Origin of the sequence: Chitinophaga sp. Cy-1792 (genome assembly GCF_011752935.1) — a bacterium.
Classification (GTDB): Bacteria; Bacteroidota; Bacteroidia; order Chitinophagales; family Chitinophagaceae; genus Chitinophaga.
Window position 1 is genome coordinate 623,173 of record NZ_VWWO01000003.1, and the last position, 21,756, is coordinate 644,928.

The 21,756-nt window shown below is 47.2% G+C and carries 16 protein-coding genes; 12 read left to right on the top strand and 4 right to left on the bottom strand.

The window, feature by feature from the left end; translation table 11 throughout:
* Window positions 1–91 precede the first annotated feature (91 nt).
* Window positions 92–844, top strand: coding sequence for an SDR family NAD(P)-dependent oxidoreductase (locus F3J22_RS27890; RefSeq protein ID WP_167021261.1), 753 nt, complete (start codon window positions 92–94; stop codon window positions 842–844).
* Window positions 845–918: 74 nt separating this feature from the next.
* Here the strand turns inward: F3J22_RS27890 and gcvP are convergent, their stop codons facing one another.
* Entirely contained in the window at window positions 919–3,780 is a 2,862-nt protein-coding gene (gene gcvP / locus F3J22_RS27895; RefSeq protein WP_167021262.1) for an aminomethyl-transferring glycine dehydrogenase, read from the bottom strand.
* A gap of 164 nt (window positions 3,781–3,944) precedes the next feature.
* Between gcvP and F3J22_RS27900 the strand changes: the two genes are divergently transcribed.
* Complete coding sequence (locus tag F3J22_RS27900) at window positions 3,945–4,439, top strand: YkgJ family cysteine cluster protein (RefSeq protein ID WP_167021263.1); 495 nt, start codon at window positions 3,945–3,947, stop codon at window positions 4,437–4,439.
* A 9-nt stretch (window positions 4,440–4,448) separates the two neighbouring features.
* Here F3J22_RS27900 and F3J22_RS27905 read toward each other — a convergent pair whose 3' ends face one another.
* Window positions 4,449–5,705 carry an MFS transporter gene (locus F3J22_RS27905; RefSeq protein ID WP_167021264.1) on the bottom strand — a complete coding sequence of 419 codons (1,257 nt, stop codon included), beginning with the start codon at window positions 5,703–5,705 and terminating at the stop codon, window positions 4,449–4,451.
* A gap of 150 nt (window positions 5,706–5,855) precedes the next feature.
* Between F3J22_RS27905 and F3J22_RS27910 the strand changes: the two genes are divergently transcribed.
* Both F3J22_RS27910 and F3J22_RS27915 read left to right on the top strand, forming a co-directional pair.
* The gene (locus tag F3J22_RS27910) at window positions 5,856–7,076 is read left to right on the top strand and encodes a sorbosone dehydrogenase family protein (RefSeq protein WP_205195752.1); all 1,221 of its coding nucleotides are present in this window, start codon (window positions 5,856–5,858) and stop codon (window positions 7,074–7,076) included.
* A gap of 174 nt (window positions 7,077–7,250) precedes the next feature.
* Entirely contained in the window at window positions 7,251–9,368 is a 2,118-nt protein-coding gene (locus tag F3J22_RS27915) for a carboxy terminal-processing peptidase (RefSeq protein WP_167021266.1), read from the top strand.
* 242 nt (window positions 9,369–9,610) lie between these two features.
* Here F3J22_RS27915 and F3J22_RS27920 read toward each other — a convergent pair whose 3' ends face one another.
* Window positions 9,611–11,221, bottom strand: a complete 1,611-nt coding sequence (locus tag F3J22_RS27920; RefSeq protein ID WP_167021267.1) for a S41 family peptidase — start codon at window positions 11,219–11,221, stop codon at window positions 9,611–9,613.
* Between the two features lie 156 nt (window positions 11,222–11,377).
* Here F3J22_RS27920 and F3J22_RS27925 point away from each other — a divergent pair, with 156 nt between their 5' ends.
* The 8 genes from F3J22_RS27925 to F3J22_RS27960 all read left to right on the top strand — a co-directional run bounded on the left by F3J22_RS27925 (window position 11,378) and on the right by F3J22_RS27960 (window position 20,886).
* Entirely contained in the window at window positions 11,378–12,226 is an 849-nt protein-coding gene (locus F3J22_RS27925; protein ID WP_167021268.1) for an N-acetylglucosamine kinase, read from the top strand.
* A 17-nt stretch (window positions 12,227–12,243) separates the two neighbouring features.
* The gene (gene murQ, locus F3J22_RS27930; RefSeq protein WP_167021269.1) at window positions 12,244–13,062 is read left to right on the top strand and encodes an N-acetylmuramic acid 6-phosphate etherase; all 819 of its coding nucleotides are present in this window, start codon (window positions 12,244–12,246) and stop codon (window positions 13,060–13,062) included.
* A gap of 32 nt (window positions 13,063–13,094) precedes the next feature.
* On the top strand, window positions 13,095–13,658 hold the full coding sequence (locus F3J22_RS27935; RefSeq protein WP_167021270.1) for a hypothetical protein: 564 nt from the start codon (window positions 13,095–13,097) through the stop codon (window positions 13,656–13,658).
* Between the two features lie 99 nt (window positions 13,659–13,757).
* Window positions 13,758–14,444, top strand: coding sequence for a succinate dehydrogenase cytochrome b subunit (locus F3J22_RS27940; protein ID WP_167021271.1), 687 nt, complete (start codon window positions 13,758–13,760; stop codon window positions 14,442–14,444).
* Window positions 14,445–14,463: 19 nt separating this feature from the next.
* Window positions 14,464–16,437, top strand: coding sequence for a fumarate reductase/succinate dehydrogenase flavoprotein subunit (locus F3J22_RS27945; protein WP_167021272.1), 1,974 nt, complete (start codon window positions 14,464–14,466; stop codon window positions 16,435–16,437).
* Window positions 16,438–16,501: 64 nt separating this feature from the next.
* A complete protein-coding gene (locus tag F3J22_RS27950; protein ID WP_167021273.1) occupies window positions 16,502–17,266 on the top strand; it encodes a succinate dehydrogenase/fumarate reductase iron-sulfur subunit in 765 nt (254 codons plus the stop codon).
* 138 nt (window positions 17,267–17,404) lie between these two features.
* Window positions 17,405–18,790, top strand: coding sequence for a Gfo/Idh/MocA family protein (locus F3J22_RS27955; protein WP_167021274.1), 1,386 nt, complete (start codon window positions 17,405–17,407; stop codon window positions 18,788–18,790).
* A gap of 44 nt (window positions 18,791–18,834) precedes the next feature.
* Window positions 18,835–20,886, top strand: coding sequence for a S9 family peptidase (locus tag F3J22_RS27960; protein WP_167021275.1), 2,052 nt, complete (start codon window positions 18,835–18,837; stop codon window positions 20,884–20,886).
* Between the two features lie 36 nt (window positions 20,887–20,922).
* Here the strand turns inward: F3J22_RS27960 and murI are convergent, their stop codons facing one another.
* Window positions 20,923–21,747, bottom strand: coding sequence for a glutamate racemase (gene murI / locus F3J22_RS27965; RefSeq protein WP_240155226.1), 825 nt, complete (start codon window positions 21,745–21,747; stop codon window positions 20,923–20,925).
* Window positions 21,748–21,756: the final 9 nt, after the last annotated feature.

Here is a 21,756-nt window from a genome sequence, read left to right on the forward strand (position 1 = left end):
ACCTGTTCCAAAATTACCGGCATCCAACTACTTTTACAAAAGAATTTCTGGCCGGAAGTTTCCCCATTCTTCACACAAAAGGAAGCATTTTATGAATCTGCATTTAAATGGAAAAACGGCAATTGTAACAGGCGCCAGTCAGGGCCTCGGAAAGGCTATCACGAAAGAACTCGCATTGGAAGGTGTGGAAGTACTGGCTGTAGCCAGGGATAAAGCTGCACTGCAGCAGTTAAAAGATGAAATCATCGCCGAAGGCGGAACTATACCACAGTTATTAAGCCAGGATTTTACAGCGCCCGATGGCCCTGAAAAGATCGCTGCTGCTGCATTTGAACACTTTAAAACAATCGATATACTGGTCAACAATGCTGGCCGTAGTCAACCGCTGGACATCATCGGCGACGAAGAAAAATGGCAGGAATCCCTGAACCTCGACTTCATGCACCATCGCCGCTTAACACAGCTGCTGCTGCCACATTTCATGGAGCGCAAACAAGGCACCATCCTCAACCTGGCCAGTACCTTCGAGCTACGCTTTATAAATGCTTCTGCGGTGTTTAAAGCCAGCCTGATCGCCTGGGCTAAACAATTAGCTGCGCAGGTTGCCCCACACGGTATCCGTGTAAACTCCATTCAGCCTGGAATTATTGACAGTGCACAGATTCGCCGCATATTTCCCGGCGAGGAACGTCAGAAATTTGCTGCTGCGGAAATACCTATGGGCGACTTCGGCAAGCCGGAAGATATTGCCAATATGGCCGTTTTCCTCGTTTCTCCACGCGCTTCCTATGTTACAGGTACCGTTGCTGTAGTAGATGGCGGCATGCGCAGGTCTGCATTCTAAACTGACTTAACGAAAAAAGGGCTGTCCCGACTTAGTCGGGACAGCCCTTTTATATTGCTTTTCGTCGTAAAACGTTATGCGTTTACTTCTTCGTAAGCACTAACAGGTTCACAGGTACAGATAAGGTTTCTGTCGCCATGTGTATTGTTGATACGGCTTACGGAAGGCCAGAATTTATTGGCTTTCACATATTCCAGTGGATATGCTGCCTGCTGACGGCTGTATGGACGGGTCCATTCATCAGCAGTGATGATCAACTGTGTATGCGGAGCATTTTTCAGTACGTTGTTCTGTTTGTCTGCCTTGCCTTCTTCTATGGCACGAATTTCTTCGCGGATAGATAACAGTGCATCACAGAAGCGGTCCAGTTCTCCTTTATCTTCACTTTCTGTTGGCTCGATCATGATAGTGCCGGCAACAGGGAAGCTCATGGTAGGAGCGTGGAAGCCATAGTCCATCAGACGTTTTGCAACATCTTCTGCTTCTATACCAGCGGTAGCTTTGAACGGACGCAGGTCTACGATGAACTCGTGGGCACAGGTACCGTTAACACCGGTGTACAGGATATCAAATGCTTTCTCCAGTCTTGCCTTCATATAGTTGGCATTCAGGATAGCGTACATGGATGCATCTTTCACGCCCTGTGCGCCCAGCATACGGATATATGCGTAGGAGATCAGCAGGATGCTGGCAGAACCATAAGGAGCCGCAGATACCGCGTTGGTGAATTCACCTTTGCTGATTTCTACGTGACCAGGCAGGAATGGAGCCAGATGTTTAGCTACACAGATAGGGCCCATGCCAGGACCACCACCACCGTGAGGAATAGCGAAGGTTTTATGCAGGTTCAGGTGACAAACGTCAGCACCGATCAGACCAGGAGCGGTCAGACCTACCTGTGCGTTCATATTGGCACCATCCATGTAAACCTGTCCGCCATGCTGATGGATGATATCACAGATTTCTTTTACTGTTTCTTCATAAACACCGTAGGTAGAAGGATAAGTGATCATAATACCTGCCAGGTTCTGGCTATGCGCTTCTGCTTTAGCTTTCAGGTCAGCTACATCGATGTAGCCATTTTCCAGTGCTTTAACCACTACAACCTTAAAGCCGGCCATTACTGCGGATGCAGGGTTGGTACCGTGTGCAGAGATAGGGATCAGGATCACGTTACGATGACCTTCGCCACGGCTTTCGTGGTAGTCACGGATCGTGAGCAGACCGGCGTATTCGCCCTGAGCACCGCTGTTAGGTTGCAGGCTGCAGGCATCAAAGCCAGTGATCACGCTCAGGTATTTACCCAGCTCATCGATCATCTGCTGGTAACCTGCAGTTTGAGCTAATGGCGCAAATGGATGCATTTTGCTCCAGTGTGCCCAGCTCAAAGGAATCATTTCAGTTGCTGCATTCAGTTTCATGGTGCAGGAACCTAATGAGATCATGGAAGTATTGAGAGAGAGATCTTTATTTTCCAGTGATTTCAGGTAGCGCATCATCAGCGATTCGCTGTGATAGCTGTTGAAAACAGGGTGTGTCAGGTAGTCGGAAGTACGTTCCAGTGTTGCCGGAATGCCAGTACCGCTTGCACTGACTTCTTTAGCGTCTGTGCTGCCTGCGCCGAAGATGCTGAGGATATCATTCACGTCACCAATGGTAGTAGTTTCATCCAGTGAGATGCCTACCGCGCCATTTGCGAAGTAACGGAAGTTGATACCAGCGCCTTCTGCTTTTGCTTTTACGTCAGCGCCACTAACAACGATGGTATCGAAGAAGTTGGCAGCTGCCAGCTGTAAACCTTTTGCAGTCAGTTTGTCTGCCAGGGTTTTAGTCAGTAAGGCTACGCGGGTTGCGATATTTTTCAGTCCTGCAGGGCCATGGTAAACGGCATACATCGCGGCCATATTAGCCAGCAATGCCTGTGCAGTACAGATATTGGAAGTTGCTTTTTCACGTTTGATGTGCTGCTCACGGGTTTGCAGCGCCATACGCAGTGCGCGCTCGCCCTGTGCATCGATACTTACACCAATGATACGGCCAGGAATGCTACGTTTGAATTCATCCTTTACCGTGAAGAATGCTGCGTGAGGACCACCAAAGCCTAACGGAACGCCGAAACGCTGTGCGGAACCCAGTGCTGCATCTGCGCCTAGCTCACCTGGAGAAGTCAGCAGGGTAAGTGCCAGCAGGTCAGTAGCCATGGCAACATATGCACCGGCAGCATGTACGCTGTCGATAAAGCTGCGGTAGTCTTCTGCACCGCCGATGTTGTTTGGATACTGTACGATCGCACCAAAGTAGGTAGCGTCAATCTGGGCAGTTTTGTAATCACCAATCACTACTTCGATGTTCAGCGGAGTAGCACGGGTGTGGATAACGTCGATGGTCTGCGGATAAACGTTGGCATCAACAAAAAACTTAGGCCTGCTCAGGTTGTCATGATCTTTGTTGAGTGCACTGAAGAACATACCCATCGCTTCAGCAGCGGCAGTAGCTTCATCCAGCAAAGATGCATTGGCAATTGGTAAACCGGTCAGGTCACTGATCATCGTCTGGTAGTTCAGTAAGCTCTCCAGACGGCCCTGAGAAATCTCAGCCTGGTAAGGAGTATACTGGGTATACCATCCTGGATTTTCGAAAACATTACGCAGAATCACACTCGGCGTAATCGTGTCGAAATAACCCTGACCAATGTAGTTGCGGTAAACCTGGTTTTTCAGTGAAATTTCTTTCAGTTGGCGGAGATAGTCGCTTTCGCTGATCGCGGCAGGGATAGCCAAAGGCTGCTGCATACGGATAGCGCCAGGTACAGTTTTGTTAATCAGCTCATCCAGACTGCCGGTTCCGATGGTTTCCAGCATCTGACTCTTCTCAGCTTCATTCGGCCCTATGTGACGGTGCACGAATTCATTTTGTTGAATATCAAAAAGATTCATGATGTAAGCAGGTAGTTTGAAATAGAATGCGCAAAGCTATGACGATTTTTAGCAATCGCCAAAACTCCGCTACCAGACTGGGTAAAACAGTGATAAATGGTTAGTTTGGCCCGCCCGCTAATGTCATAGTTTTGTCCATTCATGAATTGATTATCTTTGCAGCGATGAGCAACTTACTTGAAAACTGGGAACAGAAAGCGAAGGATAAACAAAAAGCCAACAAACAGTTCCTCCAGAAACTACAAACCAGGAGAGGTAAAGGAGTGGAAAAACTCCTGCCCGAACTCCACGACGAAGCATTCAGCAAAATCGACTGCCTGGAATGCGCCGGCTGCTGTAAAAGCATCAGCCCACGCTTCAAGGCCCCTGATATTAAACGTATTTCCAAACACCTGGGCATGAAGGAAGCCACCTTCATCGATACCTACCTGCGTATCGATAAAGATGAGGACTATGTAGTAAAATCAAGCCCATGCCCGTTTCTGGGAGAGGATAACTATTGCGGTATCTACGATGTAAGACCCGGCGACTGCCATAACTATCCGTATACAGATAGCTTCGACTTCTTCAAACGCCCGAATATCACCTATGAAAACAGCACGATTTGTCCGGCTGTTTATTATGTTTTAGAGAGATTAAAAACAGAAATGAAGCTCTGACGGCAACCGTCAGGGCTTCAGGTCCAGCTTACGCATGGCTGGGGATATAACATAGGTGGTAACTACCACGCCCAGCGTGATACAACCGCCCAGTACTACTGAGTTTACCAGGCCTACCGCCCTGGCCATAAAGCCGCTTTCGAAGGCGCCCAGCTCATTGGAGGACCCCACAAACATAGAACTTACAGATGCCACCCGGCCGCGCATGTCGTCCGGTGTTTTCAGCTGCAGAATCGTCTGACGGATAACTACGCTCACCCCGTCAAATACACCACTGAACAGTAATGCACCCAGCGACAGGTAAAAGCTGGTGGATACCCCGAAGACGATAATGGTCAGGCCAAAGGCAAATACCGCTGCCAGCAGCTTAATGCCCGGTTTATGATTGAGTGGCTTGTGTGCCAGTATAAACATGGTTATCAGTGAGCCTACAGCCGGCGCAGAACGAAGGATACCATAACCCAGCGAATCTGTATGCAGGATATCTGTTGCAAATACCGGCAACATGGAAATAGCCCCGCCAAACAATACGGCAAACATATCCAGGGCCATGGCGCCCAGCACCACTTTCGTATTCCAGACGAATTTCATACCCTTGGTCAGACTCTCTACAAATCCCTCTCCCTGCGATTTATAAAAAATCGGTTTGGGCTTTATCTGCAGTAAACTGAATAATGGAGCCAGCAAAATGGCCACCACCAATAACATCGACCAATGTACCCCAAAAAGATAGATGAAAAAGCCGCCCAATGCCGGCCCTAATACGCCTCCAATCTGCCAGGCACTGCTACTCCAGGTGGAAGCATTGGCATACAGGGTTTTAGGTACCAGTAAAGATAATAATGTAAAGGTGGACGGACTCGTAAAGGCCCTGACAATACCCCCGACAAATACCAGGGAGTAAATCATATAAAGTACGTAGTGTTTGGGAATACCTTGTACCGCCCTGTCCCAGGTAAGCAGGAATAGTCCGGTGGAAATAAACAGGTAGGCAATGATACATAACAGCAGTAACCCTCTCTTCTCCCGCTTATCTACAATATGACCTGCAAAAGGTGCCAGCAGTACCGCCGGAATCACCTCCGATAAGCCTATCAGTCCCAATGCAAACGGATCTCTGGCCAGTTCGTTAACTTTCCATTCAATGATCGCAAATTGCATGGTCAGCGCAAAAACAATGGTAAATCGAATGACCAGGTAATAGTTGAATTCCGGGAAACGTAGTGAAGCGTATGGGTCGTTTTTTGTAGTTGCCGTCGTGTCCAATCTGTTGAAATTTTAAACGAAGGTAGTATAATTGAACTTTTGTTTTCCCCGATTATTCACCCTATCCGGCCCGAAATATGCCATTCATCATAAGTCTGTGGAATGTTCAGGCCTTTGATTATTTTTATCGTGCTAAAATCCTGCACTCTTATGAAAAAATACTGTTTTGCCAGCCTGGCATTACTTTCTGCACTGAACTCGGTATCATGTCTGGCCGGTGGCCCGGAAACGCCTGCTGAACCACCCGCACGCAAGGCTAAACTGGAACTGGTAACAGATAAGTTTATTTCTCCTGTAAATATGGCCGTGCCCAATGATGGTACTAACCGTTTGTTTTTCTGCCAGAAAGAAGGGAAGGTATGGATTGTGCAGGATGGAAAACTGGTAGCCCAGCCATTTGCTGATGTTAGCGGCGAAATGGTGAAAATCAATGCTGCCTATGATGAAAGAGGCTTACTGGGTATGGCTTTTCACCCTCAGTTTAAAAAGAATCATAAAGTATATATGTACTACAGTGCCCCGGTTCCTAATCCGGTAAAAGGCCTGAACCATAAAAGCAAACTGGTGGAATTTACTGTTTCTGCCACCAATCCGAATGAAGTAGATCCTAAATCGGAGCGTGTACTCATGGAGGTAAACCAGCCTGAATCCAACCACAATGGCGGCCAGCTGGTATTCGGCCCTGATGGCTACCTGTACGTAGGTCTCGGTGATGGCGGTGGCGGTGGGGATAAACACGGCACCATCGGTAATGCTCAGGATCTCGGCACCGTACTGGGTAAAATCCTCCGTATTGATGTGAATGGAACACCATATAAAGTGCCTGCAGATAATCCTTTCGTTAAAACTGCCGGTGCAAAACCGGAGATCTGGGCCTATGGCCTGCGCAACCCATGGCGCTTCTCCTTTGATAAAGCCAATGGCCGCCTGTTTGCCGGCGATGTAGGGCAGGATAAGTATGAAGAAGTTGACATTATCAAAAAAGGTGGTAACTACGGCTGGAGAATTATGGAAGGGTACCACGATTTTAACGTGCCTGCCGGCGCCGACAAATCCAAACTGATTGCACCGATCCACGAATACAACCACGATCTGGGGATTAGCATCACCGGCGGATATATATACCGTGGAAATGATATTCCTTCACTGAAAGGGCTCTACGTTTTTGGCGACTATAACGGAAAAGCCTTTGTACTTGTGCCTAACGGCAATAAATGGGAACGTGCTGATTTACAGTTCTCTAACCGCCCCAACGAAAATATGCAGATCCTCAGCTGGGGACAGGATGCAAAAGGTGAACTGTACGTACTCACCAGTGCCTCCACCAGCAATGGTTTTAAAGGCGCCGTGTACAAACTGGTCAAAGACTGACGAATCTGCCGGCGGTAATCAAACATAAACGCTTATTCGTTCGTTATCCACAGTAAGAATGACGGGCTTTTCAGCCCGGCCAAATTTTTGTTAAAAGAGTAAATTATTCCGCCTGAGGCGGTCGAATTTACTTTATATTTGATTTGACAATATTTTTGTTCAATTGAGATACATATGAGACTGAAAGTGATAATCCCGGTAGTGCTGATTAGCTTGTCCGCTGGAGTACTGGCCTTTACCAAATTAAATCACTACGACGACCCTCCAGGTCGTTACGAAGTGATTATGAGCCTGGTAGGGCAGATGCTGAAAGAAGGACACTACCAACCAAAACCGATTGATGATGCCTTCTCCAAAGAAGTTTTTAATAAATATCTGCGTAGCCTCGATGTCGAGAAGAAATTCTTCCTGGCAAGTGATATCAAATCCCTCCAGCCCCTGTCCACACACGTTGACGATGAGCTGAAAGGTGCCCCACTGGATTGCTTCCGCAATATTAACACCATCATCAAACAACGTATTAATGAAGCTGCCGGTATCTATCCTCAAATCCTGGCCCAGCCATTTGACTTCTCCAAAGAAGAATCAGTAGTGCTGGATGCAGACAAAATCGATTATCCGGTTGATTCTGTTGCCAGGTACGAAGCATGGAGAAAACTGCTGAAATACCGCACACTGGAAAAATTCACCGACCTCCAGGAATCACGTGATAAATCCAAGGTAGATAGCATTAAAAATAAAACAGACCAGCAACTCGAAGCGGATGCTCGTGGAAAAGTAAAATCACTCTACGACCGCTTCTTCGAACGCCTGAAAAACCATCAGGACGATAACGACCGCTTTAGCCTGTATGTAAATGCCATCACTACCACCATGGACCCGCATACCGACTACTTCCCACCTGATGAAAAACGTCAGTTCGAAGAGCAGATGGCTGGTAAGTTCTTTGGTATCGGCGCCGGTCTGAAAGAAGAAGACGGCAAAATTAAAGTGATCAGCATCATTACCGGCAGCCCTAGCTGGAAAGACGGCCGCCTCAAAATCAATGATGTCATCCAGAAAGTTGCCCAGGGCGATAAAGAAGCGGTGGATATCACCGGCTACCCTGTGGAAGACGCTGTGAAACTGATCCGTGGTAATAAAGGAACCACCGTTAAACTGACCGTGAAAAGTGTGGACGGTACCGTAAAGGACATCGCCATCATACGTGACGAGATCGTACAGGAGGAAACTTTCGCTAAGTCCGCAGTGATCAACGGTACACATAAAATTGGTTATATCTACCTGCCGGAATTCTATTCCGATTTCAACGACCGTAACGGTGCCCGTTGTGCAGATGACGTAGCCAAAGAAGTTGCTAAACTGAAAGCCGAAAAGGTAGAAGGTATCATCCTCGACCTGCGCTTCAACGGTGGTGGCTCACTGCCGGAAGTAGTACAGATGGCTGGCCTCTTCATTCCTGAAGGCCCTATCGTACAGGTTCGCTCAAGAGGTGGTCAGGCAGTAGTGCTCCGCGACCGCGATAAAAATGTTCAGTACGATGGCCCGCTGGCTATCATGGTCAACGAATACAGCGCTTCTGCATCTGAAATCCTCGCCGCTGCCATGCAGGATTACAAACGCGCCGTAATTATCGGTAGCAAACAAACCTTCGGTAAAGGTACCGTACAACGCCTCTACACACTGGACGATTTCTATCCTGTGAAAGATGGCCAGAGCCTTGGTGCACTGAAACTGACACAGCAGAAATTCTACCGCGCAAACGGTGGCTCCACCCAGCTCAAAGGCGTAGCTTCTGATATCGTGCTGCCAGATCCTTATTATGAGGTGTCTGAACGTAAAGACAGTGACGCACTGGCATGGGATGAGATTCCTAAATCAGATTATACCATCTGGCATAATCCGGTAAACGCCGAATCACTGAAAAGAAGCAGCGATAAGCGTATGGAAACCAGCCCTGCTTTCAAACTGATGAACGAAAACCTGGCTACCCTCAGAAAAATGGAGAAACAGGATAGTTATTCACTCAACATCGATACCTATAAAAACGAGCAGAAAGTAAATACTGCCGCACTGAAAAGATACGATGCCGTGAATGATAAGGTGAAAGAACTCAACATCACCAGCATGAAGGTAGACCTGGATAAATTAGGTAACGACTCCTCTAAGGTAGCCCGTAATAAAGACTGGTTAAAAGCCAGGACCAAAGACATCTACCTGGATGAAGCTGTTAACGTGATGAATGACCTGATCGTACAGAGCTTACCTAAAATGCAGCGTAAAGCACAATAACGAATTACCAATAAGACATAAAAGAAAAGCGCTTCCAACCGGAAGCGCTTTTCTTTTATGTCTTATTTAGATGATGGCACTATCTCTCTTACACTATCTCCCAGACATTATCTCCCAAATATCATCTTCCCGGATATCATCTTCGGGGTTATCCTCTCTACCAAACAAACAACATAACATAGGCAGAAAAAGAAAATGCCACCGCTTTATCAGCGATGGCATTCGGGTATTTTTAAAGAGATCTATTTTTCTTTATCCGCTTCAACTACTTCCAGTGCTTTCTTTACAGCCGGATCGTTCGCATTGATTGTTTCATAGAAACCTTCTGTTCTGTACAGCTGGCGGGCCATTAAGGCTTTTATTCTGGACTTGATTTCTATTTCTTCGCGGGCAGTCACTTTGTTCAGGCCAGGAACGCTGTCGGTTTTGGCGAAGCTCATAAATTCCTGGTAAATCGCTGGCGTCGTTTCGAAGTTTTTCACGAAGTCCTGCGCATCTTTATATTGCTTGAACATAGCCTGGTGGGTAGTGTAATACCTATAGGCAAAGTTGCTGAAGGTATTATGGGAATACATCGCCATGAGCGTAGTGGAGAAGCGGCTGGTATCAAATGGTATGAAGATATCCGGGGTGATACCACCACCACCATATACACGGCGGCCTGACGCAGTTCTGTAAGGCACGGTATCGGTTATACGAATACTGTCTTTGTTAACCAGTTCGCCGTGGTTAAAGCGGTCGTTGATATCTTCGTCATACGCATCGTGTCCGTTACCGTATGGTTTCTGGATACTGCGGCCGGAAGGAATATAGTACCTGGCAACGGTGAGGCGTAATGCACCGCCATTATCGAGGTCGTACTGTTCCTGAACGAGGCCTTTACCGAAGGTGCGGCGGCCGATGATGGTTCCTCTGTCGTGGTCCTGGATAGCGCCGGCGAGGATTTCGCTGGCAGAAGCAGAGCCTTCATCGGTGAGGATGGCAAGGGCGCCTTTTTCGAACATGCCAGGACGTTTGGTTTTATAGTCTGTTCTTGGGAAGTCTTTTCCTTTGGTATAAACGATCAGTTTACCCTCATCGAGGAATTCGTCGGCGATGCGGGTAGCTGCATCCAGGAATCCGCCCGGGTTCTGGCGAAGGTCGATGACCAGTTTTTTCATGCCGGCATCGTGGAGTTCGCGCATAGACTTCATAAAGTCGTCAAAAGTGGTGGCGGAGAACTTGCTGATTTTGATGTAACCCACGCCAGGAGCGAGCATATAGCTGGCATCGATGCTGGTTACCGGGATCACACCACGTTTGATTTTCACGACAGACTGTTTGGTGCCACGTAAGATGGTGGTACTTACCTCTGAGTCGGCAGGGCCACGCAGCAGTTTACGGATCTTGTCGGTGGTGACGTTATTGCCGGCAATCAGGCTATCGCCTACTTTGAGGATCTTGTCGCCGGTTTGCAGGCCTGCTGCTTCGGATGGGCCGCCACTGATGACAGATACAACGTTTACCGTATCGGCAGTGATATTGAATTCGATACCGATGCCCTGGAAGTTGCCGTCCAGGTCTTCATTTACCTGCTGCAGTTGGGAAGGCGGAATATAGACAGAGTGTGGGTCCAGGTGGAGCAACATTCCTTCTATGGCTTCCTGCTGGAGGTTATCTGTGTTGATGGTATCAACGTATTTGGTTTTTATCAGGTCGAGTACTTCCTGTAATGGGCCGTTCTTGGGTTTGGCAAAAAACACTGTGGTGCCGCCGGTATTCGATCCAGGCATCTTGTGACCTAAGAACATCCCGAGGGCCAGCACTACCGCCATTAAAAAAGGTAAAAAAACATTCAGCTTCCTGTTAGACATATTTTGATTATTATCCCGCTAATTTTATGACCAGTCTTGAACCTAAACTTCAAACCCCGCATTTGTTTTTATGGATGGCTTTTGTTTAAATTGTGACAAAAATAGCATATCGAGTGCAAACTTCTACGATTCTTTAATTTGACTAAATAAACGGACATGCCCGGAAAAATAAAGCTGATAGCAGATAGCGGATCTACCAAGGCCGAATGGGGCCTTCTTGGGGCAGCAGCCCCCGGACCATATAAAACCCAGGGAATTAGTCCGTATTTTCAGACGCTGGATCAGATTAAAGCCATCTTTACCCAGGAATTGATACCTCAGTTGCCAGCTGGCGTACATATAGATGAAATTTATTTTTATGGTACCGGCCTGTCTCAGCAAAAGAATATTGAAGTGGTTAGCGCAGCCCTCAGGGCGGTGTGGCCGGATAGTTATATAGAAGTAGACCATGACCTCATGGGCGCCGCCAGGGCTTTATGTGGCCATGGCGCCGGAATTGCCAGTATCCTGGGCACCGGGTCCAACTCCTGTTTCTATGATGGTACACGTATTAAAAAAAATAACCCTGGATTGGGGTATGTGCTGGGAGATGAGGGAAGTGGTGCTTATCTTGGAAAAAAAGTCCTGCAATATTATTTGTATAATACCTTTGACGAAGAGTTAATAGGTAAATTTGACGAGAAATACAGCACCAATAAGGATGAAATCCTGGAAAATGTATACAGGAAACCCCTGGCAAATCGTTATCTGGCTGGTTTTGCTACTTTCCTCTCCGAGAATAGAGGGCACTTTATGATAGAAAATATCCTGGAGGATGGGCTTAATGACTTCTTTTTTAATCATATTTATAAATACAGGGAAAGCTGGACAACCTCACTGCACTTTACCGGCAGTGTAGCCTGGCATTTCCGCGATATCCTGAAAGAGCTGTGTGATCTGTATGAATTGCCGCTGGGAAGAATACTCCGCACACCAATGGAAGGCCTTATCGAATATCATCATTAAAATATCAAATAAAACATATGGCATTTGTAAAAGTTACTGAACAGGAATCTCACTACCACCACCTGGAAAAAATGAGCATACAGGAATTGCTGACCGATATTAATAAAGAAGATCAGACAGTTCCCCTGGCAGTGGCAAAAGCCATTCCTCAGATAGAGAAGCTGGTTGCTGCAATAGCAGACAAGATGCTGGCAGGTGGCCGCCTCTTTTATATGGGAGCCGGTACCAGCGGCAGGCTGGGTATCGTAGATGCTTCAGAATGCCCGCCTACCTTCGGGGTGCCCCATGGCCTGGTAATCGGTATCATCGCCGGCGGCGACGCTGCCATCCGTAAAGCAGTGGAATTCGCCGAAGATAATAAAGAACAGGGCTGGAAAGACCTGCAGGAATTCGGTATCACCGATAAGGACGTATTAATTGGCATTGCCGCCAGCGGTACCACCCCTTATGTGATCGGTGCCCTGGACAAATGCCGCAGTCACGGTATTACCACCGGCAGTATCAGCTGTAACCCTGAATCTCCGATCTCTGCATCCGCCGACTTCCCGGTAGAAGTAGTGGTAGGTCCTGAATTTGTGACCGGCAGCACCCGTATGAAAAGCGGAACCGCCCAGAAACTGGTCCTCAATATGATCTCCACAGCGGTAATGATCCAGCTGGGAAGAGTAGAAGATAATAAAATGGTGAATATGCAGCTGAGCAATGAAAAGCTGGTAGACAGAGGCGTCCGCATGCTCATGGAACAGCTGTCGCTCACTGATTATGAAGAAGCCCAGAAGCTGCTGCTGAAAGCCGGCAGCGTTAAAAAGGCAGTAGAGGATTTTGCCAAAGCCTGATTTAAACCCGACATTTGACGTAATAACCTGCTATGCACGACATCGAGCCATATTATAACTGGCGGCACCTGTATACAGCAGAAGAGGATGAACTATCCCCCTTCTACGGCCGTGAATACAGTGAATTCGAATATTCGAACACAGTATATAATTATTATGTACACCCTCAGTGGGACGAATTTGGTTCCCGTAACCTGTACCTGAAAGTCTTATTCGTTGATTACCAGTTTAGTTATGCCATAATTGAATTTATCGGGGAATGGAATGATACCCTGGATAATGATATTATGACCCTCAAACGGGAGATCATCGACCTGATGATCGTTGAAGGTATCCGGAAATTTATTTTGATCACCGAAAATGTCATGAACTTTCATTCCTCAGATGACAGTTATTATGAAGAATGGTGGGACGATATCCGGGACGACGGAGGGTGGATCGTAGCCCTCAATATGCCCGTTCAAACCCGCCAGGAGTTTGAGAAAGCGAGGTTATACAATTATGTGCATTTATTGGATGACGACAAGTGGCGAACATATCAGCCCGTACACTTGTTTAACATGATTGACAACGCCATGCTAAGGCGTCTGGAATAGTGTTTACTGATAAATATCATTTGGTTTTAATTTTTCCTGCTTTAAATTTGCCCGACATTTCAACATCTTTTTTATACTAGGAAGCTTAGATTTTTACTTATGAAGTGGTCACAGTTCTTTAATACCTCTATCGGTAAAAAGTTATTGGTAGGTGCTACCGGCTTGTTTCTCTGCAGTTTTGTTCTCGTACATCTGGCAGGAAACTTCCAACTGTTGTACAAAGACGAGGGTAAGGCATTCAACGCTTACGCTCAGTTTATGGGTCACAACAGTCTAATTCAATTCATTGCATGGGGCCTGAAAATTGTGATCTTATTGCACGCTTTCATCGCCATCCAGCTCACATTCTCCAACAGAGCTGCCCGTCCGGTTAAATATGCAGTAAATCCGGGCAACGCTACCTCCTCCTGGTTTTCCCGCCAGATGGCTGTCATGGGTAGCATTCTCTTTATCTTCATTGTGGTTCACCTGGCCCAACTCTGGGGTAAATTCCACTACGGTGAAATGCCTACGAAAACATACGAAGGCATGACCGAACCACTGAAAGACCTGTATGCTGTTACTTATCAGTTATTCGAAAATCCAATTGTAGTGCTGATCTATGTGATCGGTATGATCGGATTGTCTTTCCACCTTATCCATGGTTTTAAAAGTGCCTGCCAGACTTTTGGCTTAAATCATAAAAAATATAACGGGATCATCAATTTCATCGGTGTATGGGTATTTGGTATAGCCATCCCTGTTGGCTTCGCCATCATTCCCGTTTTAATTTATTTTAACAGATAATTTTGTAAAGTAAGGATATATGTTGAACGCAAAAATTCCTGCAGGCCCATTAAATTCAAAGTGGGAAGATTATAAAGGACATTGTAAGCTGGTAAACCCTGCGAATAAACGTAGCCTCGAGGTGATCGTTATTGGTACCGGTTTGGCTGGTGCTTCAGCAGCGGCTTCATTAGGTGAGTTAGGATATAAAGTGAAAGCATTCTGCTTTCAGGATAGCCCACGCCGCGCACACAGTATTGCCGCCCAGGGTGGTATCAATGCTGCTAAAAACTATCAAAATGATGGTGACTCCGTTTACCGTCTCTTCTACGATACCGTAAAAGGTGGTGACTACCGCTCCCGCGAAGCCAACGTTCATCGTCTGGCTGAAGTAAGTGGTAACATCATCGACCAATGCGTGGCACAAGGTGTTCCTTTCGCCCGCGAATATGGTGGACTGCTGTCTAACCGCTCTTTCGGTGGTACACAGGTACAACGTACCTTCTACGCTGCCGGCCAGACAGGTCAACAGCTCCTCCTCGGTGCATACTCTGCACTGGAGCGCCAGGTAGCGCTGGGTAACGTTACCCAGTACTCCCGCCACGAAATGCTGGAAATCGTTAAAATCGATGGTAAAGCACGTGGTATCATCGCCCGTAACCTCATCACCGGTCAGCTGGAGCGTCACTTCGGTCATGCTGTACTGATCTGCTCCGGTGGTTATGGTAACGTTTTCTTCCTCTCTACCAACGCAATGGGTTCCAACGTAACCGCAGCCTGGAAAGCTACCAAAAACGGTGCTTACTTCGCTAACCCTTGCTTTACACAGATTCACCCTACCTGTATCCCGGTTTCCGGCGATCACCAGTCCAAACTGACCCTCATGTCAGAATCACTGCGTAACGATGGTCGTATCTGGGTACCTAAAAAGAAAGACGATAATCGCAAAGCTGCGGATATCCCTGAAGAAGAAAGAGACTATTACCTGGAAAGAAGATATCCTGCCTTCGGTAACCTCGTTCCTCGTGACGTGGCCTCCCGCGCTGCTAAAGAAAGATGCGATGCCGGTTACGGAGTAGGTACTTCCAAACAGGCAGTATACCTCGATTTCGCCGCAGCTATCGACCGCTACGGTAAAATCGAAGCCAATAAAAAACAACTCCACAACCCTTCCAAACAGGAAATCTATGACCTGGGTAAAGCAGTGGTTGTTGAAAAATATGGTAACCTCTTCGATATGTACGCTAAAATCACCGGTGAAGATCCTTATACTTCCCCAATGCGTATCTATCCTGCGGTTCACTACACCATGGGCGGCCTCTGGGTTGACTATGAACTGCAAACTACCGTTGAAGGGCTGTACTCCCTCGGTGAAGCTAACTTCTCCGACCACGGTGCTAACCGCCTCGGTGCTTCTGCACTCATGCAGGGCCTGGCAGATGGTTACTTCGTTATTCCTTACACCATCGGTAACTACCTGGCTGATGAAATCCGCACCAAAGCAATCCCTACGGATCACCCTGCCTTCGCTGATGCTGAAAGCCGCGTAAGAGATACCCTCGCTAAATTCATGTCTATCAAAGGTTCTCACTCTGTTGATCATTTCCATAAAAAACTGGGTAAGATCATGTGGGAAAAATGCGGTATGGCACGTAACGAACAAGGCCTGAAAGAAGCCATCGAAGAAATTAAAGCCCTTCGCGCTGAATTCTGGAAAGATGTTCGTGTACCTGGTGACGTAAATGAATTCAACCCTGAACTCGAAAAAGCTGGCCGCGTTGCCGACTTCCTCGAACTCGGTGAACTCATGTGCATGGATGCCCTGAACCGTCGCGAATCCTGCGGTGGTCACTTCCGTGAAGAATCACAAACAGAAGATGGTGAAGCAAAACGCGATGACGAGAACTTCAGCTATGTAGCAGCATGGGAATACAAAGGCCCTAGCGACTATGTTCTGCACAAAGAACCACTCGTATTCGAAGAAGTTAAACCTTCTCAACGTAGCTATAAATAAGGAATTGGTCATCGCTGCTAACAGCCAGACCAGCAATTAATAAATCTAATAATAGTCCAAGCATATGGAACATTATAACATGAACCTCACATTAAAAGTGTGGAGGCAGAAAAATAAAGATGATCGTGGTGGATTCGAAACTATTCCAGCTAAAAACATTTCTTCTGAAATGTCATTCCTGGAAATGTTCGACGTGGTAAACGAAGAATTGATCAACGAGGGTAAAGAACCAATCGCATTTGACCACGACTGCCGCGAAGGTATCTGTGGTATGTGCTCTATGCACATCAATGGCCGTGCACACGGTCCGTGGGATGGTACTACTACCTGTCAGCTGCATATGCGTGCGTTCAAAGATGGTGATACCATCACCGTTGAACCATGGAGAGCAGGCGCTTTCCCTGTAGTGAAAGACCTGACTGTAGATCGTTCTGCTTTTGATCGTATCATCGAAGCAGGTGGTTACGTTTCTGTAAACACCGGTAACGCTCAGGATGCCAACAATATTCCTATCGAGAAACATAAAGCTGACCTGGCCTTCGCCGCTGCTGCATGTATCGGTTGTGGCGCCTGCGTTGCTGCCTGCAAAAACTCTTCTGCAATGCTCTTCGTATCTGCAAAAGTTTCTCAGCTGGCACTGCTGCCTCAGGGTCAGCCGGAAAAAAGAACACGTGCCCTCAATATGCTGGCACAAATGGACAAGGAAGGATTCGGTAGCTGTACCAACACTGGTGCCTGCGAAGCAGAATGTCCAAAAGAAATCTCTCTCACCAATATCGCCCGCCTCAACCGCGAGTTTATCGCAGCTGGCTTTACTTCTGAGAAATAATCAGGAATTACTAACTGATGCAATATTTAAAAAGACTCCTCTCACTGAGAGGAGTTTTTTTATGCCCGCCATTCATCCTCTAAATTCTTTTGCGGCTATTTTTTTTACTATTATGTGGGAACACGAAATGAAAACCATATGTCAGAACATTCCCGCAGAAAATTTATAAAACATCTCGGCGGCACCGCTGCCTTAATAGGTGCAGGCTCCCTCGCTGCACTCGCCCATGAACAGGATTATACCCATATCCTGCAACCCGAAAAGAGAATCTCCGCCAACGATAAAATCCGCGTAGCATGTGTAGGAATGGGCATTATGGGTTTCGGAGATGTCAACACGGCTATTAAGGTTCCCGGCGTGGAATTCGTTGCCGCTGCTGATCTCTATGAAGGCCACCTTACCCGTGTAAAGGAAGTCTATGGCCCGCAGGTTACCACTGTCCGCGATTACCGCGAACTGCTGCATCGAAAAGACATCGATGCTATTATCGTGGCCACGCCCGATTTCTGGCATGATACGATCTCCATCGCTGCGATGGAAGCTGGAAAGGCCGTATACTGTGAGAAGCCAATGGTACAGCAGATAGCTGAGGGCCATCAGGTTATTGCCACGCAACAGCGTACCAAAGCGGTTTTCCAGGTAGGAAGCCAGCGAGTGAGCAGCGTAGCCCTGGCAGAAGCCCGCAAACGCTATCTGGCCGGCGAAATCGGTCAGCTGAATGTGGTGGAAGCCCGCTACGACAGGCATAATGCCCTCGGTGCCTGGCAGTATTCCATCCCGCCTGATGCCAATCCTAAAACAGTAGATTTTGATACCTACCTGAAAGACACCGCCAAAGTGCCTTTTGATGCGAAGAAATTCTTCCGCTGGAGAAATTATCAGGCCTATGGTACAGGCGCTCCCGGTGATCTCTTCGTACATCTTATCTCCGGATTACACTATATCACCGGCTCTGTTGGCCCTGAACGCGTATATGCCAGCGGTAACCTGGTACAGTGGAAAGATGGCAGAGACGTACCGGACGTGATCATGGCCATATTCGACTATCCTGAAACGGCAACTCATCCCGCATTCCAGATGACACTGCGCGTAAACTTCGCTGACGGCAGCGGTGGTGGTGAATATACCCGCTTCATCGGTACGGATGGCGTACTCGAGTTAGGCGGTAATTCATTCAATATTAAAAAACATAAACTCCCGGAAGCGCCTGGTTATGGCGGATGGGATACCTATAATACTTTCCCGGCGGCTATCCAGAAGGAGTTTGTCACCCAGTACAACAAGCAGTACGGCTCCGCTTCTTCACAGGCCAGAGTGGAAACCTCCAGCTTTGCAGCACCGCAAGGCTACGACGACCGCCTGGATCATTTCCATAACTTCTTTGAAGCGATGCGCACCGGCAAAACGGTGGTAGAGGATGCTACCTTCGGGCTCCGTGCTGCCGGCCCGGCCCTGCTTACCAATGAGAGCTACTTTAGCAAAAAGGTGCTCAACTGGGACCCTGTACAGATGAAAATAGTATAGCCATATTTTCCTTAATTTTATCAGCACAGGACTAAAAATTGTGCATGATGTTACAGGAAAATATAAACCCCCCGATAGCTGAGAAGATTCCAAAAGAACTCACTATTCATGACCATACCCGGATCGACAATTACTATTGGCTGAATGACCGCGAAAACGCAGACGTAATCGCTTATCTGAAAGCTGAAAATACTTATACAGAGGCTGTTCTTGCACCTGAAAAAGGTCTGCGGGAACAGCTTTTTAATGAGATGAAAGGCCGTATCAAAGAAACAGATATGGGCGTTCCCTACCTCAAAAATGGCTATTACTACTATCACCGTTACGAGGAAGGCAAGGAATATACCATCTATTGCCGCAAAAAGGGTAGCCTGGATGCTGCCGAAGAGGTGATCCTGGATGTCAACGAAGTGGCTGCCGGCCATGCCTACTGCCAGGTTACAGCACTTACAGTGAGTCCGGACGGCCGTATGCTGGCCTATGGCATAGATACGGTGAGCCGCCGCCTTTATACCGTGCGCATCAAAAATCTGCAAACAGGAGAAACACTGGAAGATACTATCCTGGATACTGCTCCTTCCTATACCTGGGCCGCTGATAACCTAACGTTGTTCTATACACGAAAAGATACCGTTACCTTACGTGCGGACCGTGTATTGCGCCATACCATTGGCGAATCACAGGATACGGAAGTGTATTTTGAGGCAGATGAAACCTTTGATGTTTATCTGAATAAAACTAAATCCGGCAAATATATCCTCATCACCAGTGAAAGTACTTTAACATCTGAAGTGAGAATACTGACGGCAGCTACTCCTGCAGAGAATTTCAGTATTTTTCATCCACGTACCAAAGATCAGCTGTACAGTGTAGATCATCGGGAAGATAAATTCTATATACTCACCAACTGGGAAGCGCTGAATTTCCGGCTGATGGAATGCCCGCTGGACAATACTTCCAGGGAGGTATGGAAAGAAATTATCCCTAACAGAAGCCATGTATTGCTGGAAGAGCTGGCCCTGTTCACCGACTTCATGGTATTGGCTGAAAGAGAAAATGGTCTTACTCAGATCAGGATCATCAACAGTAAAACCGGTGAAGAGAAATTTCTGCCTTTCTCAGAACCTGCCTATACCGCTTATATCGGCACCAATGGCGAAATGAACAGCCATGAACTGCGCTATGGCTATATGTCTATGGTAACGCCTAATTCTGTGTACGACTACAACATGATTACCGGTTCTACAGAGCTAAAGCGTCAGCAGGAGGTAATGGGTGGCTATGATGCGACGCAGTATTCGTCTGAACGCTTGCTGGCTACGGCGGCCGATGGTACGCAGGTGCCGGTGTCGCTGGTATATAAAAATGGGTTTAAGAAAGATGGAAAACAGCCACTGCTGCTATATGCATACGGTTCTTATGGCCACAGCATGGATGTGTATTTCAACTCCAATATGCTGAGTTTGCTGGACAGAGGCTTTGCCTACGCCATCGCGCATATCAGGGGAGGCCAGGAGATGGGTCGCCAGTGGTATGAAGATGGGAAGATGTTTAAGAAGAAAAACACCTTTACTGATTTTATCGACTGTGCATTACATCTTATCAAAGAAAAATATACTTCTCCTTCCCACTTATATGCCATGGGTGGCAGTGCCGGCGGATTGCTGATGGGCGCCATCGCCAATATGCGGCCAGACCTCTGGAACGGCGTAGTGGCGCAGGTTCCATTCGTAGATGTAGTCACTACCATGCTCGATGAAACTATTCCGTTGACGACCGGAGAATTCGATGAATGGGGAAATCCAAAAAATAAGGACTCCTACGATTATATGTTGTCTTATTCTCCTTACGATCAGGTGGAGGCAAAAGATTATCCGAATATGCTGGTTACTACCGGCCTGCACGATTCGCAGGTACAATATTGGGAGCCGGCAAAATGGGTAGCTAAGTTAAGGGAGTTTAAGTCTGATAAACATTTACTGTTGTTGTATACAGATATGGAGGCTGGCCATGGTGGCGCTTCCGGCAGATTTGAAATGCTAAAGGAAAAAGCACTGGAGTATGCGTTTTTACTGAAGCTGGAAGAAAAGAATTAGTGTAAAAAAGATGCCTTCATTCGAAGGCATCTTTTTTTATAAATGATCTGCGTCAATTTTTGCTGAAGCAACTTTTTGTCCGAAAAATATCTCTGCCATCTGATCGAAGATTCCCGGGTCATCGGTCGTATTAAAACTACGTGTACCCGTTTTCGTGAGTCGTTGTTCCATTTCTGGATGCCGGTGGAGATAGTCTTTCAGACTGCGGGCAACGATTTTGCCCTGTGCCAGCACGGTGATGCCGGCAGGAAGATGTTGCTTGATTTTACGGAGCAATAACGGATAGTGGGTACACGCCAGCACCAGTGTATCGATGTTGTTTGATTGCGAAAGGATTTTGTCCAGGTATTCCTTTACGAAATAATCGGCGCCTTCGTTTTCGTGTTCATTGTTTTCGATGAGTGGTACCCACATGGGGCAGGCTTGCTGAAATACCTTTACATCCGGGAAAAATTTAGCTATTTCAATGGGATAGGATTGCGAAGATACCGTACCGTTGGTAGCCAGTATGGCTACTTCGTTGCTCTGTGTGATGGTGCCTACCATTTCGGTTGTTGGCCGTATCACACCCAGTACGCGTTTGTCTGGCGCGATATGGGGCAGGTCTTTCTGTTGAATGGTCCGCAAAGCCTTGGCGGATGCGGTGTTACAGGCCAGTACTACCAGCGGGCAACCCATATCGAACAGTTTTTTTACACATTGCAACGTATAGGTATGGATGGTATCGAAGCCACGGTTGCCATAAGGCGCGCGGGCATTGTCTCCCAGATAGATATAATCGTACTGTGGTAGTTCCGCAACTATTTCCTTTAAGACGGTCAATCCGCCATATCCTGAATCGAAAACACCTATTGGTCCCATATCATTAGT

Coding starts and splice junctions, on each gene's coding strand:
- F3J22_RS27955 (WP_167021274.1), top strand. CDS start 17,405: ATGTCAGAACATTCCCGCAGAAAATTTATAAAACATCTCGGCGGCACC.
- F3J22_RS27920 (WP_167021267.1), bottom strand. CDS start 11,221: ATGTCTAACAGGAAGCTGAATGTTTTTTTACCTTTTTTAATGGCGGTA.
- F3J22_RS27890 (WP_167021261.1), top strand. CDS start 92: ATGAATCTGCATTTAAATGGAAAAACGGCAATTGTAACAGGCGCCAGT.
- murQ (WP_167021269.1), top strand. CDS start 12,244: ATGGCATTTGTAAAAGTTACTGAACAGGAATCTCACTACCACCACCTG.
- F3J22_RS27960 (WP_167021275.1), top strand. CDS start 18,835: ATGATGTTACAGGAAAATATAAACCCCCCGATAGCTGAGAAGATTCCA.
- F3J22_RS27915 (WP_167021266.1), top strand. CDS start 7,251: ATGAGACTGAAAGTGATAATCCCGGTAGTGCTGATTAGCTTGTCCGCT.
- F3J22_RS27940 (WP_167021271.1), top strand. CDS start 13,758: ATGAAGTGGTCACAGTTCTTTAATACCTCTATCGGTAAAAAGTTATTG.
- F3J22_RS27935 (WP_167021270.1), top strand. CDS start 13,095: ATGCACGACATCGAGCCATATTATAACTGGCGGCACCTGTATACAGCA.
- F3J22_RS27950 (WP_167021273.1), top strand. CDS start 16,502: ATGGAACATTATAACATGAACCTCACATTAAAAGTGTGGAGGCAGAAA.
- F3J22_RS27925 (WP_167021268.1), top strand. CDS start 11,378: ATGCCCGGAAAAATAAAGCTGATAGCAGATAGCGGATCTACCAAGGCC.
- F3J22_RS27900 (WP_167021263.1), top strand. CDS start 3,945: ATGAGCAACTTACTTGAAAACTGGGAACAGAAAGCGAAGGATAAACAA.
- murI (WP_240155226.1), bottom strand. CDS start 21,747: ATGGGACCAATAGGTGTTTTCGATTCAGGATATGGCGGATTGACCGTC.
- F3J22_RS27945 (WP_167021272.1), top strand. CDS start 14,464: ATGTTGAACGCAAAAATTCCTGCAGGCCCATTAAATTCAAAGTGGGAA.
- gcvP (WP_167021262.1), bottom strand. CDS start 3,780: ATGAATCTTTTTGATATTCAACAAAATGAATTCGTGCACCGTCACATA.
- F3J22_RS27910 (WP_205195752.1), top strand. CDS start 5,856: ATGAAAAAATACTGTTTTGCCAGCCTGGCATTACTTTCTGCACTGAAC.